The sequence below is a fragment of the Nocardiopsis sp. KDC1DS13DA1 genome, from assembly GCF_055632325.1.
In genome coordinates this window covers 63,686-76,192 of record NZ_JBVMUY010000047.1, presented here as the reverse complement: position 1 = coordinate 76,192, position 12,507 = coordinate 63,686, and the positions used below count along the sequence as shown (strand labels likewise).

The 12,507-nt window shown below is 72.4% G+C and carries 13 protein-coding genes; 6 read left to right on the top strand and 7 right to left on the bottom strand.

Going from position 1 to position 12,507, the window contains the following annotated elements; translation table 11 throughout:
- Positions 1–28 precede the first annotated feature (28 nt).
- From ACTVAJ_RS27355 to ACTVAJ_RS27345, 3 genes are all read right to left on the bottom strand, one after another.
- The gene (locus ACTVAJ_RS27355) at positions 29–505 is read right to left on the bottom strand and encodes a YbaK/EbsC family protein (RefSeq protein WP_470391164.1); all 477 of its coding nucleotides are present in this window, start codon (positions 503–505) and stop codon (positions 29–31) included.
- Positions 506–626: 121 nt separating this feature from the next.
- Positions 627–1,424 (bottom strand): siderophore-interacting protein, encoded by a 798-nt coding sequence (locus tag ACTVAJ_RS27350; protein ID WP_470391163.1) that lies wholly within the window; start codon positions 1,422–1,424, stop codon positions 627–629.
- 88 nt (positions 1,425–1,512) lie between these two features.
- Entirely contained in the window at positions 1,513–1,908 is a 396-nt protein-coding gene (locus tag ACTVAJ_RS27345; RefSeq protein ID WP_470391162.1) for a winged helix-turn-helix transcriptional regulator, read from the bottom strand.
- A gap of 116 nt (positions 1,909–2,024) precedes the next feature.
- On the opposite strand from ACTVAJ_RS27345, the gene ACTVAJ_RS27340 reads away from it, so the two are divergent.
- Positions 2,025–2,882, top strand: a complete 858-nt coding sequence (locus ACTVAJ_RS27340) for an SDR family oxidoreductase (RefSeq protein ID WP_470391161.1) — start codon at positions 2,025–2,027, stop codon at positions 2,880–2,882.
- Between the two features lie 228 nt (positions 2,883–3,110).
- On the opposite strand, the gene ACTVAJ_RS27335 is transcribed toward ACTVAJ_RS27340, so the two are convergent.
- The 4 genes from ACTVAJ_RS27335 to ACTVAJ_RS27320 are packed head-to-tail and all read right to left on the bottom strand — an operon-like array spanning position 3,111 to position 6,675.
- The gene (locus tag ACTVAJ_RS27335; RefSeq protein ID WP_470391160.1) at positions 3,111–3,731 is read right to left on the bottom strand and encodes a response regulator; all 621 of its coding nucleotides are present in this window, start codon (positions 3,729–3,731) and stop codon (positions 3,111–3,113) included.
- The gene (locus tag ACTVAJ_RS27330; RefSeq protein WP_470391159.1) at positions 3,728–4,984 is read right to left on the bottom strand and encodes a sensor histidine kinase; all 1,257 of its coding nucleotides are present in this window, start codon (positions 4,982–4,984) and stop codon (positions 3,728–3,730) included. Before ACTVAJ_RS27330 ends, ACTVAJ_RS27335 begins: the two co-directional genes overlap by 4 nt.
- A 3-nt stretch (positions 4,985–4,987) precedes the next feature.
- Complete coding sequence (locus tag ACTVAJ_RS27325) at positions 4,988–5,740, bottom strand: ABC transporter permease (RefSeq protein WP_470391158.1); 753 nt, start codon at positions 5,738–5,740, stop codon at positions 4,988–4,990.
- Between the two features lie 26 nt (positions 5,741–5,766).
- Positions 5,767–6,675, bottom strand: coding sequence for an ABC transporter ATP-binding protein (locus ACTVAJ_RS27320; protein ID WP_470391157.1), 909 nt, complete (start codon positions 6,673–6,675; stop codon positions 5,767–5,769).
- A gap of 656 nt (positions 6,676–7,331) precedes the next feature.
- On the opposite strand from ACTVAJ_RS27320, the gene ACTVAJ_RS27315 reads away from it, so the two are divergent.
- The 5 genes from ACTVAJ_RS27315 (at position 7,332) to ACTVAJ_RS27295 (ending at position 12,330) form a co-directional block, all read left to right on the top strand.
- Positions 7,332–8,735 carry a family 2B encapsulin nanocompartment shell protein gene (locus ACTVAJ_RS27315; protein ID WP_470391156.1) on the top strand — a complete coding sequence of 468 codons (1,404 nt, stop codon included), beginning with the start codon at positions 7,332–7,334 and terminating at the stop codon, positions 8,733–8,735.
- A gap of 35 nt (positions 8,736–8,770) precedes the next feature.
- A complete protein-coding gene (locus tag ACTVAJ_RS27310; protein ID WP_470391155.1) occupies positions 8,771–10,126 on the top strand; it encodes a family 2 encapsulin nanocompartment cargo protein terpene cyclase in 1,356 nt (451 codons plus the stop codon).
- A gap of 78 nt (positions 10,127–10,204) precedes the next feature.
- A complete protein-coding gene (locus ACTVAJ_RS27305) occupies positions 10,205–11,065 on the top strand; it encodes a geranyl diphosphate 2-C-methyltransferase (RefSeq protein WP_470391154.1) in 861 nt (286 codons plus the stop codon).
- A 112-nt stretch (positions 11,066–11,177) separates the two neighbouring features.
- Positions 11,178–11,777 carry an isopentenyl-diphosphate Delta-isomerase gene (gene idi, locus ACTVAJ_RS27300; protein WP_470391153.1) on the top strand — a complete coding sequence of 200 codons (600 nt, stop codon included), beginning with the start codon at positions 11,178–11,180 and terminating at the stop codon, positions 11,775–11,777.
- Between the two features lie 13 nt (positions 11,778–11,790).
- Positions 11,791–12,330, top strand: coding sequence for a class IV adenylate cyclase (locus ACTVAJ_RS27295; protein ID WP_470391152.1), 540 nt, complete (start codon positions 11,791–11,793; stop codon positions 12,328–12,330).
- The last annotated feature ends 177 nt before the right edge of the window (positions 12,331–12,507 follow it).

The window sequence follows — 12,507 nt, the reverse complement described above, 5'->3', positions numbered from 1 at the left end:
GGGTGGACGGGCGGGGCGGGGCGCGCCGCTAGTTCACCGCGGCGGGGGTCCCGGCGGTGATCGCGACCAGTTCGGTGTAGTCGGTCGGGAACACCGTGCGCGGGGTGCCCGCGGCCGCCCACAGGCGCGGGTAGTCCTCCAGCGCGGTGTCGACCACGGTCTCCACCGGGGCCGGGTGGCCCACGGGGGCGACGCCGCCGATCGCCTGACCGGTCGCGGCGCGCACCTCCTCGGCGGTCGCGCGGCGGACGCGCCCCCGTCCCAGACGCCCGGCGAGCAGGGCGGGATCGACCCGGTGCCGCCCGCTGGTCATGACCAGCAGGGGGCGCTCGTCGGCCATGAACACCAGGCTGTTGGCGATCGCACCGACCTCGCAGCCCAGGGCGTCGGCGGCCTCGGCCGCCGTGCGCGCGGAGGCCGGCAGCTCACGCACCGTCCCCGCGGCTCCGGCGCGCTCCAGCGCCCGGGCCACCTGACGGCTGCGCTCGGGAAGGCTTTCGCCCACGGGTGTCCCGTCCCCTCGTTCGCGTTGTCCGTGCGCGGTCGCACCGACCGCGGGTCCCTTTCTTCTACCACGCGGCCGCGGCCGTCTCCCAGGGGGTGTCCGGCGCGCGGGCCGCCGCGCGTCAGTCCATGGCGGCGCGGCCGTGGCGCCAGTAGCCGATGAAGGAGATGTCGGCCTTGGGTACGTCCCGCTCGCGGACCAGGTGCCGGCGCAGGCCGGTGGGCAGGGCGTTCTCCCCGGCCACGAAGCAGTAGGGGCGGCCCTCGGGCAGGTCGGCGTTCCTGACGGTCTCCAGGGCCAGGGCGCCGGGGACGGCGTGCGGGTCCGTGCGCGGCAGCCAGTGCACGGACACGCCCGCGGGGGCGGCCAGGTCGCGGACGTCGTCCGCGGAGGGAACCTCCATGTAGACCCGGGCGCGCAGGTCGTCGGGGGCCTGCTCCAGGATCGACAGCAGGGCGGGCACGGCGCTCTCGTCGCCGACGAGCAGGTGCCAGTCGGCGTCCTCGGAGGGCTGGTAGTAGGCGCCCTCGGCCAGGATGCCCATCTCGTCGCCGGGGCGGCAGGCCCCGGCCCAGGCGGAGGCGGGGCCGGCGTCGCCGTGGTCGACGAACTCCATGTCGAGCTCGCAGCGTTCGGGGTCGAAGCGGCGCACGGTGTAGTTGCGCACGTGCGGGCGTCTGCTCCTGGCCATGGCGTAGAGCTGGACGACCCACTTGCGGTCGGCGCTCGTGGGCATGTGCAGCCGGTCCTGGCCCTCACGCGGCAGGAAGATCCGGACGAACTGGTCACGCCCGAGATGGGGGAAGTCCGCCAGGTCCGCACCGCCCAGGGTCACGGTGACGAAGTGCTTGCTGGTCCGCTCCGTGCGTACGACACGGGCTCGGAGCATCGCACGGCGGCTGGGCTGTTCGACGCGCACGGGGCCTCTCTCCTCGACGGGGGACGCGGCCGACACCGACCGCACGTCGTTAGGTTAGCCTAACCAATTCTTTTCGTCGATACGGGGTCTATCCCTCGCCGACCGGGTTCCCGTCCTCGCCGGCCACCAGCGGCACGTGGGTCTCGGCCCAGTCGAGCAGGGGGAGGAGCAGGCCGGTGACCTCGCGCCCCGCTTCGGTGAGGCGGTACTCCACGTGCGGGGGCACGACCGGCCGCGCCTCGCGCAGGACGATGCCGTCGCCCTCCAGTGTGCGCAGGGTCTGGGCGAGCATCTTCTCGCTGATGCCGCCGATGCCGCGCAGCAGTTCACTCCAGCGCCGGGGGCCGCCGTGCAGGGAGACCAGGACGAGGACCCCCCACTTGCTGGTGATGTCGCCCAGCAGCCGGCGGGAGGGGCAGTCGGCGGACAGGGCCCTGCCGCGCGGCCACGCGCCAAGGGCGGTCCGCGGTGCTTCGTCGCTCATGCTTCCAACTTACCAAAAGGTGGGTACACCACTTTTGGAATGTGCCGACGACGTGCCCGGTTGCTACCGGACAGCGACCGGGAACCGCCCGGTCCGTCCCTGGAAGGAACACCACCATGAGCGTCGTCGTCACCGGAGCCACCGGACACCTGGGCCGCCTCGTCGTCGAGGAACTCCTCGGTGCCGGGCACCCCGCCGACCGGATCACCGCCGCGGGGCGCGACGCGGAGCGGCTGGCGGCGCTCGCCGAGCGCGGCGTGGCCACCGCCCGCATCGACTTCGAGGACCCCGCCTCGCTCAAGGCGGCCTTCGAGGGGGCCCGGGCCGTCCTGCTCGTTTCCGGCAGCGAGCTCGGCAAGCGCGTGGAGCAGCACCGCAACGCGATCGAGGCCGCCCGCGCCGCCGGGGTCGGGCACCTCGTCTACACGAGCGCGCCCAGGGCCACCACCACGAGCCTCGTGCTGGCCCCCGAACACAAGGCGACCGAGGAGATCCTCACCGCGTCGGGCCTGGAGTACACGATCCTGCGCAACGGCTGGTACCACGAGAACTACGGGCAGCAGCTGCACCAGGCGCGGGAGACCGGTGCCGTCGTCGCCAGCGTCGGAGAGGGCCGCGTCGCCAGCGCCGCGCGCCGGGACTACGCCGCCGCGGCCGCCGCCGTCCTGCGCGACCCGGCACGGCACGCGGGCGCGGTGTACGAACTGTCCGGCGACACGGCCTGGGACCTGGACGACCTGGCCGCGGCGCTCGGCGAGGCCCTGGGCCGCGCGGTCGCGGCGACCAACCTCACCCCCGAGGAGCACCTGGCCGTCCTCACCGACGCGGGTGTGGACGAGGGCACCGCCCGGTTCGTCGTCGCCCTGGACGGCAACACGCGTGACGGAGAGCTGGCCGACACCAGCGGTGAGCTGTCCCGCCTGATCGGCCGTCCCACCACCCCGCTGGTCGACTCCCTGCGCGCCCTGGCCTGACCCTTCGGGCCCGGGCCCCGCGGCTCACCCGGCCCGGCCGGTCACCCCAGGACGGTGCTCCAGGACCGGCCGGTCGCCCGGGAGGTCACCGACGGCCAGGGCGGCGGTTCGGAACGTCCCGAACACGCGGGCTGCCATCCTCGATGCCGGTGCCCGCTTCACCCGGACACCGCGAGGACGGTGCCACGCCCGGCTTCGGGCCCGCTTCGCTCCGGCTTCGCCGGTCCGCTACCGGATCAGCCCCCGCCGGTAGGCCTCGGCGACCGCCGCGGCCCGGTCGCGCACCCCCAGCTTGGCGTAGACGTGCTGGAGGTGGGTCTTGATACTCGCCTCGCTGATGAACAGGCGCGCGGCCGCGGCGCGGTTGGACGCCCCGTCCGCGACGAGCCGCAGCACGTCCAGTTCGCGGTCGCTCAGCCCCGGCCCCACCGGTCGGCGCACCTGGTCCATGAGGAGCCTGGCCGCGGTCGGGGCCAGGACGGATCCGCCCCGGTCGACCGTGTGCACCGCGCGCACCAGTTCGTCGGGGGTGGCGTCCTTGAGCAGGTACCCGGTGGCCCCCGCCTCGATCGCAGGCAGGACGTCGGTCTCGCTGTCGAAGGTGGTCAGCACGAGGACGCGTACCCCGGGTGCCTCGCGCGCGAGCAGCCCGATCGCCTCGACCCCCGACATCACCGGCATGCGCAGGTCCATCAGCACCACGTCGACGCCGAGCCGCCGGGCGCGCTCGACCGCCTCGCGGCCGTCGGCGGCCTCCCCCACCACCTCGATGTCCTCCTCGGGCGCGAGCGCACCGCGCAGACCGTCGCGGACGATGGGGTGGTCGTCGGCGATCAGTACCCGGATCATGCGGTCCCCTCCTCCACGGGGATGGCCGGGACGGTCACGCTGACCGCCGTGCCCCCGCCCTCCTCCGACTCGATCTCCATCCGGCCGCCCACCCCGCGGACGCGCTGACGCATGCTGGCGAGCCCGAAGCCGTCGCGGCCGCCACCGGCCATGCCGCGCCCGTCGTCGCGCACGTCCAGGAGCACGACGTCGTCGAGGTAGGACAGGGTGACGCCCACCCGGGAGGCGTCGGCGTGCTTGGCCACGTTGGTCAGCGACTCCTGCGCGACCCGGAACAGGCAGACCTCGATCGCCGGGCTCAGGGCGACGCGCTCCCCGGTGATCCGCAGGTCGGGACGGAGCCCCCACTGCTCGCCCCAGCGCCGGGACAGCTCCCCCAGCGCCTCGGGGAGCTGGCTCTGCGCGAGCTGCCGGGGCCGCAGGGCCCGCACGGACCTGCGCGCCTCGGTCAGGCTCTCCCGGGCCAGGGAGAGCGCGCGGTCCACGTGCGGCCGCGCCGTGTCGGGAGACTGCCAGGAGCGCTGCGCGGCCTGGATCTGGGTCACGATCCCGGTGAGCCCCTGGGCCAGGGTGTCGTGGATCTCCCGGGCCATGCGCTGGCGCTCGTCCACCACCCCGGCCCTGCGGGCCTGACCGACCAGCTCCGCGTGCAGCTCCGCGTTCTCCTCCAGCGCCGCCTCCAGTCTGGCCACCATCCGGCGGCGCTCGCGGTGCTGCTCGGTGCTCTTCTCCGCGACCACGAAACCACCGCCGATGGCCACGGTCTGGATCGCGACCACACTGACGAAGAGGAACACCTGCTGGAGGGTGGGCGGCTCGGGTCCGGGGCCCGGGATGCCCATCGTCCTGCTGTGGAGGATGATCGAGGTCATCGCGATTCCAGCGAACGAGAACGGCGTCGGCAGTACCGTCGCGTGGAAGAACGGCGTGATGGCGAAGACCAGGAAGAGCGTGTCGTGCGCCATGAGCAGGGCGCACGACACGAGCAGGCCGACGAAGTAGACGGTCGCGGGTACCGGGCGCCCGCGCCGTTCGGGCGTGGCGAGCGTGTGGCCGAGCAGGACCCAGCCCGCCGCGAACAGGGCGAGGCCGAGCCCGGTGGCCTGGTCGGTCCAGTCCCGGCCCGGCTGGGTGAGGACCATGACCGCGGACGGCACCAGCAGTACCCAGGGGACGAGGACGACGAACCGCTCCCACCAGCGGTCCCAGTCGCGGTCGGTGTCGGCACCGGCCCCGCCGCAGCGTCGGCCCATCACTCACTCCCAGCGGAACACACGCGCCGCCACCGCGGCGGCCACCACGGCGATCCCCGCCATTATCGCCAGTTGCGCGAGGGCCGGAGCCCCCGCCGCCTCCGCGCCGGACCAGGCGTCCATCAGCAGTTGCACCCCCGGCGGCGTGAACTCGCCCATCCGGACCAGGAAGTCCGGCAGGAAGACCCTCGGGAGGAACACCCCTCCCACGAGCATCAGCGCCATGTACACCGCCATCGACACGCCGTTGGCGGCACGGGAGGTGGGGACCAGCGCGGCGACCAGGACGCCCAGGGCGACGAGGGCGGCGGCTCCGACCAGGAACGCCCCGGCGAACAGCAGCGGTTCCTCCGGCGGGGCGATGCCGAGGACGAGCCAGGAGGAGAGCAGCAGGAGCGCAGCCGAGGCGACCATGGCCGTGAGCACGACGATCAGCTGCGCGGCCAGGACCATGCCCGGATGCACCGGGGTGGTCGACATCCGCCGCAGGACCCCGCTCTCCCGGTAGGCGGCCAGGGAGGAGGGCAGGTACTGGATACCGAGGATGCCCATCCCCAGGACGAGCGCGGTGGGGGCCCAGGTGTCGATGAACCGCAGCCCGCCGAACTCCGGGGTCGGTTCCCGCATCATCGGCAGGGCGGCCAGACCCAGGAGGATCACGGTCGGCAGGGCGACGCCGATGCCGACCGCCGCGGGTTCGCGGGCGAGCAGCCGGGCCTCGGCCAGGATGAGGTGGCGCAGGGCGGACAGGGACACGGTGGAGCTCCTCCGGGGTGTGGCGGTCACGGGGCGGGCCTCCGTCCGGTCAGGGTGACGAAGGCGTCGTCCAGGCTGGTCTGGCGGACGCGCAGGTCCTCGGGGGCGACCCGCTCCCGGGCGAGGAGGGAGGTCACCGCGTGGAGGAGGTCGCCGTCGCCGCCGACCCGCAGGTGGGGGCCGTCCCGGTGCACCTCGCCGACCTCGGGCAGCGCAAGGATGAGGCGTTCGTCGAGCTCCGCCGACACCCGGAAGTCGAGCCACTGGCCGGGCCCGGCCCGGGAGATCAGGCCGTCCGGGGAGTCCAGAGCGGCGATCCGGCCACCGTCGATCAGCGCGACGCGGTCGCACAGCCGCTCCGCCTCGTCCATGAAGTGCGTGACGAGGACGACCGTCACCCCCGATTCGCGGACGCGTTCGACCAGCTCCCAGGTGTCCCGCCGGGCCTGCGGGTCCAGTCCGGTGGTCAGCTCGTCGAGGATGACCACCTCCGGTGACCCCACCAGGGCCAGGGCGATGGACAGCCGCTGCCGCTGTCCGCCGGACAGCCGCCGGTACTGGGTGGCGCGCTGGTCGGCGATCCCCAGCATCTCCAGGAGGTCGTCGGGGTCGGCGGGGGAGGGGTGGAAGGAGGCGTACAGCCGGAGGGCCTCCCCGACCCGCAGCCGTTCCGGCAGCCGGGCCTCCTGGAGCTGGACGCCGAGCCGTCGGCGCAGCTCGGCGCGGTCCCGACGCGGGTCCAGACCGAGGACGGAGACGGATCCCCCGTCGGGGACGCGCATGCCCGCCACGCACTCGACGGTGGTGGTCTTGCCCGCCCCGTTGGCTCCCAGAACCCCGAAGATCTGACCCGCCTCGACGGAGAGGCTCACGTCGTCGACGACCACCTTCTCCCCGTAGCGCTTGTGCAGGTTCCTGACGTCGATGATCGGCATGGGTCGAGCATCGCGCGCGGCGCGGGGCACGCGGATCCCCCGCCCGGCCACCGGATCGGTTGATGCGCGCATCGACCGATCGGCGGACCCGGCCTGACGGCCGGAGCGGGCGCGTGCGCGCGGACACACCCGGTTTTCTCCGGCCGGATGCCGTTCGTGTTCGTCTTGTGTGATTTTGGTGGATTAGCCGTAAGGCGGCTTCTTCAGGTGGCCGTAATTCGCCGGATCATCCGCTCCCTCTTCAGTAACTATTTCCTGATATCAAAGACAAAACGACCATACTTGCTGTTCGGCTCCCCCGGGTTTCCGGCACCGCGGAACCATGGTGAAGTCGCAGATCATCGTTGAAACCGGAAGGATTTTCCCGGGTGGAGCCCGGTCGGTCCGTTTCCGGTTCCAGGCCGCTCTCCTGGAATTGGGACGGGGAAGCGTGCGCCCTCGGTCGGGAGCCCCCGGTGAATAATCGCGAATCGGTTGTGTGACCAGAGTTCGGCCTCTTAGTGTGTCCAGCGGTTTACGGAGCGCGTCTGACCAGTCACGACGGCTGTCTTGCACACGTGAGCCGACCGCGAGCAACCCCCGAGGACCTCCTGACCGCGCCCCGACAGGACCGCGCGGGACGGACCCGCGACCAACGACGAGGAGAGACACGGCGGATGTCGATCGACTCAGCTCCTGAGGTGCGAACCGAGGAGCAGCAGAGCCTGGCGACCGCGGCGGCGCGGAACCTGGCCACCACCACCAAGTCCGCACCCCAGATGCAGGGGATCAGCTCCCGCTGGGTGCAGAGGATGCTCCCGTGGGTGCAGACCGACGGCGGGACGTACCGCGTCAACCGGCGGCTCACCTACACCGTCGGCGACGGCCGGATCGAGTTCAACCAGACCGGATCCGAGGTCCGGGTCATCCCGCAGGAGCTCGCGGAGCTCTCCCTGCTGCGCGGCTACGACGACGAGGAGGTCCTGCACTCCCTGGCGGGCCGGTTCTCCCAGCGCGAGTTCGAGCCCGGCGACGTGCTCGCCCAGGAGGGCACCCCGGCCACCCACCTGTACCTGCTGGCGCACGGCAAGGTGCACAAGACCACCGAGGGCCCCTACGGCGAGACCACCCGTCTGGGCGTCCTGGCCGACGGTGACAAGTTCGGTGAGCGGTACCTGCTCGACACCCAGCCCAACTGGGAGTTCACGGTCAAGGCCGCGACCGCGGGCACGCTGCTGGAACTGCCGCGCGACCAGTTCATCTCCCTGGTGGACGACTCGCCCAGCCTCCAGGCCCAGATCCACCGCGTCCAGAGCCTGCCCAGGCACCAGCAGAACAAGTACGGCGAGGCCGAGATCGCGCTGGCCTCCGGCCACGTCGGCGAGCCCGACCTGCCCGCGACCTTCGCCGACTACGAGCTCAGGCCCCGCGAGTACGAGCTGAGCGTCGCGCAGACCGTGCTCCGGGTGCACAGCCGGGTCGCGGACCTCTACAACAAGCCGATGAACCAGACGGAGCAGCAGCTGCGTCTGACCATCCAGGCCCTGCGCGAGCGCCAGGAGCACGAGCTCATCAACAACCGCGACTTCGGCCTGCTGCACAACGCCGACTTCAAGCAGCGGATCCAGACCCAGGAGGGGCCGCCCACCCCGGACGACCTCGACGACCTCATCACCATGCGGCGCAACACGCAGTTCCTGTTCGCCCACCCCAAGGCGATCGCCGCGTTCGGCAAGGAGTGCAACAAGCGCGGCCTGCCCATCGGCACCGTCGAGGTCAAGGGCCACCACCTGCCCGCCTGGCGCGGTGTTCCGCTCCTGCCCTGCGGGAAGATCCCGATCTCCGCGCACCAGACCTCCTCCATCATCGCCGTCCGTGCCGGTGAGGACAACGAGGGCGTCATCGGCCTGCACCACACCGGCCTGCCCGACGAGGTCGAGCCCGGCCTCAACGCCCGGTTCATGGGCATCTCGGAGAAGGGCATCATCTCCTACCTGGTCAGTACCTACTTCTCCGCCGCGGTCCTCGTTCCGGACGCCCTCGGTGTCCTGGAGAACGTCGTGGTCCGGCCGCGTGACTGACCGTTCGCCGCTGACAGGGAAGGAGGGCTGAGACGGTGTCACTGCTGTCCCGGATGTCCGCCTCCACCGCCACCCACTCGGCGGTGGACCTGGTGGAACTCCTGCTCCGTGACCCGCAACGGCCTGGTAGGCGGGACCTGCTCGCGCCGCCGACCGCCCCGGCCCGGGAGGGAGGGGAGGGCGCCGCCGGGACCCGGCTGGCCGCCCGGCCCGCGGGGCTCGGCAGCGCGGCCGCCACGGCCCTGCTCCCCGGGCGCGCCGTCCCGGCTCCGTTCGGGGGCGGCGCGCCGGCCCCCCGCAGACGGGGGGCGGTACTCCGGATCCCGGCCGCCCCGCCCGGACCGACGCTGCCGGGCGGCTCCGGCGGTCGGGTCGGGGAGATCGCTGAGGGCAGGGCCGCGGCCACCGTCGAGCCGCGGCCGCGCAAGGGCCGTCAGGACCTGGTGCTGTACTGCCCGCCGGCCATGCGCGACGATCCGGCCCTGGGAGAGGAGGTCGACCGCCGCCTGGTCGCGTGGGCCGAGGAGGTGGGGATCTACCCCGGCCAGCTCGACAAGGTCAGGAAGGCCGGGTTCGGGCGGTTGATGATGCTCGCCCACCCCGAGACCGACGACCCCGACCGTCTGCTCGCGGCGGCCAAGTGCGGTCTGTCGGAGTGGTCGGTGGACGACCACTACGTCGACGGGGAGGTGGAGGAGGCGCGGCCGGAGCTGCTCGGCCAGCGGCTGGCCATCGCCCACTCGGTCATCGACCAGGCCCACCTGCCGCTCCGGTACGCGCCGCAGCTGGAGAGGGTGGTGCGCGACGACCCGGTGTGCGTCGCGCTGCGCTCGGCGATCGACAACCTGTCCACCATGGCGACGACGTCGCAGGTGCGCAGGCTGCGCCACGAACTGGCCATCATGTTCGTCGCCTACAACCAGGAGGCCGTCTGGCAGGCCCGGGGGCAGCGGCCGCCGGTGTGGGAGTTCCTCATGCACCGGCACGAGAACAGCTTCATCCCGTGCATGGTCCTCATCGACGCGATCGCGGGCTACGAGCTGCCCTACGGCGAGTTCGCCGACCCCCGGGTCCGCCGGGCGTTCACGCTGGCGGGTACCGCCACCGTGATCGTCAACGACCTGTACTCCATGGCCAAGGAGGACCCCGGTGACTTCAGCCTGCCCCGGCTGATCGCCACCGAGGAGGACTGCTCGCTGAGTGAGGCCGTCGAGCAGACCGTCCAGATCCACGACGAGCTCATGCACACCTTCGAGGCCGAGGCCTCGGCCCTGGCCGCCGCCGGGTCACCCGAGCTGCGCCGGTTCCTGGCGGGCACCTGGGCCTGGCTCGGCGGCAGCCGCGAGTGGCACTCCTCCAGCGGCCGCTACCACGGCACGAGCAACGACTGAACGTCCGAGGGGCGCGTCCCCCGACCCGGTCCGGCAGAACGCCGGGCCGTTCGTTTCACGACAAGGAGTTTCCCCGACATGACGTCGACCATGCCCTCCTCCGAGCAGGTCCTGCGCACCGACTACCAGAAGTCCGTCGCCGCGTACTGGAACGCCGAGAAGGACCCCGTCAACATCCGTCTCGGAGAGGTCGACGGTCTCTTCCACCACCACTACGGGATCGGCGACTACGACCCGTCCGTGCTGGAGGGGCCGGAGGAGACCCGCGACGAGCGGATCATCGAGGAGATGCACCGGCTGGAGACCGCCCAGGCCGACGTACTCCTGGACCACCTCGGCGACGTGGGCCCCGACGACCGCGTCATGGACACCGGATCCGGCCGTGGCGGTACGAGCTTCATGGCCAACCGGCGCTTCGGCTGCCACGTGGACGGCGTGAGCATCTCCCAGAAGCAGGTGGACTTCGGCAACGTCCAGGCCCGGGAGCGCGGCGTCTTTGACAAGGTGGCCTTCCACTTCCGGAACATGCTGGACACCGGTTTCGCGTCGGGTTCGCTGCGGGCCAGCTGGAACAACGAGTCCACGATGTACGTGGACCTGTTCGAGCTGTTCCGCGAGCACGCCCGCCTGCTGGAGTACGGCGGCCGCTACGTCACCATCACCGGTTGCTACAACGACGTCACCGGTGGCCGCTCCAAGGCGGTGAGCCGTATCGACGAGCACTACACCTGCAACATCCACCCGCGCAGTGCGTACTTCCGGGCGATGGCGGCCAACAACCTCGTGCCGATCAACGTCGTGGACCTGACCGACCAGACCATCCCGTACTGGGAGCTGCGGGCGCGGTCGTCGGTGGCGACCGGGGTCGAGGACCCGTTCCTGACCGCCTACAAGGAGGGCAGCTTCCACTACCTGCTCATCGCGGCCGACCGGGTGTAGTCCGGAGCCGACGCGGGCGCCCACGGCCACCGCCGCGGGCGCCCGTCCCGTCCGGGGCCGCGGGTCGGCCCCGGACCCGTGTCCAGCCCACAGCCGATTACGAAGGACATCGATGACGACCACTCCAGCCGCCGGGTACGCCGGCCGGTCCGCTCCCGGCGGCGGCCCCGAACAGCCGATCATGCTCGAACTGGTCGACGAGGCCGGTGCCACGATCGGCACCGCCGAGAAACTGTCCGCGCACCGGGCGCCGGGTCGGCTGCACCGGGCCTTCTCGGTCTTCCTCCTCGACGACCGGGGGCGGGTGCTGCTCCAGCGCCGCGCCCTGGGCAAGTACCACTCGCCCGGCGTGTGGTCGAACACCTGCTGCGGTCACCCCTACCCGGGCGAGCCGCCCTTCGCGGCGGCGGCGCGGCGGGTCGGGGAGGAGCTGGGGGCGGCCCCCGCCCTGATGCGCGAGGCCGGAACGGTGCGCTACCACCACCGCGACCCGGACTCGGAGCTGGTCGAGCGGGAGTACAACCACCTGTTCGTGGGGACGGTCGGCGACGCTCCGCGGCCCGACCCCGCCGAGATCGCGGAGACCGTGTTCGCCGGCCCCGCCGAACTGGAGCGGATGACGGGCGACCGGCCGTTCTCGGTGTGGTTCCCCACCGTGCTCGACGCCGTACGCCCCGCGCTGCGCGGGCTCGCCGCCGACGCGGGCTGGTGACGGCGGGACCGCCATGCGGGAGATCGAGACCAAGTACCGGGTGGTGGACCCGGACGCGCTCCTGGCCGCGTTGGGGGAGGCCGGGGTCATCCTGGGGGACCCGGTGCTCCAGGACGACCAGGCCTACGCCCCGGCGGGGTGGGCACCGGGGATGCCCAGGACCGGGCGCACGTTCTGCCGTCTGCGCACCCAGGACGGACTGCACGTCTTCACCACCAAGACGCCCACGGCCAACCCCATGGAGTGCACCGAGCACGAGACGGCCGTCGCCGACCGGGGGCAGATGCACGCGGCCGTCGTGCGGATGGGGTACGCGCCCAGTCTGCGGATCGTCAAGGACCGCCGAGTCGGAGTGCTGCGCGACATGCTGGTCTGCGTCGACCGGGTGGAGGGTCTGGGGGTGTTCCTGGAACTGGAGGTGGTCGTGGACGACGACCGCGACGGCCCCGCGACGCAGGCGGGGATGGACGCCTGGGCGCGCGGGCTCGGGGTGGAGCTGGAGTACACGACCGACACCTACGACGTCCTCGTCCGCGCGGCGCAGGACACCTGAGCGCGGGAACCGAACCCGGACCGGCCGAGCCCGGGGCGAAGTTCCCGTCCCGGTCTGGACCACCGTGGACGGGACGGCCTCCGGAGGACGCGGAGGCGGGCGGCAGGTGTACCGGCTGGAGTAACGAATGAATAACGCCACTGTTCGGCGCGGTGTCGCCGGGCGGTGGCGGCGGTC

Excerpts from the sequence above, each read along its gene's own strand:
- idi (WP_470391153.1), top strand. The coding sequence starts at position 11,178 with ATGACGACCACTCCAGCCGCCGGGTACGCCGGCCGGTCCGCTCCCGGC.
- ACTVAJ_RS27315 (WP_470391156.1), top strand. The coding sequence starts at position 7,332 with ATGTCGATCGACTCAGCTCCTGAGGTGCGAACCGAGGAGCAGCAGAGC.
- ACTVAJ_RS27320 (WP_470391157.1), bottom strand. The coding sequence starts at position 6,675 with ATGCCGATCATCGACGTCAGGAACCTGCACAAGCGCTACGGGGAGAAG.
- ACTVAJ_RS27340 (WP_470391161.1), top strand. The coding sequence starts at position 2,025 with ATGAGCGTCGTCGTCACCGGAGCCACCGGACACCTGGGCCGCCTCGTC.
- ACTVAJ_RS27345 (WP_470391162.1), bottom strand. The coding sequence starts at position 1,908 with ATGAGCGACGAAGCACCGCGGACCGCCCTTGGCGCGTGGCCGCGCGGC.
- ACTVAJ_RS27295 (WP_470391152.1), top strand. The coding sequence starts at position 11,791 with ATGCGGGAGATCGAGACCAAGTACCGGGTGGTGGACCCGGACGCGCTC.
- ACTVAJ_RS27335 (WP_470391160.1), bottom strand. The coding sequence starts at position 3,731 with ATGATCCGGGTACTGATCGCCGACGACCACCCCATCGTCCGCGACGGT.
- ACTVAJ_RS27305 (WP_470391154.1), top strand. The coding sequence starts at position 10,205 with ATGACGTCGACCATGCCCTCCTCCGAGCAGGTCCTGCGCACCGACTAC.
- ACTVAJ_RS27330 (WP_470391159.1), bottom strand. The coding sequence starts at position 4,984 with ATGGGCCGACGCTGCGGCGGGGCCGGTGCCGACACCGACCGCGACTGG.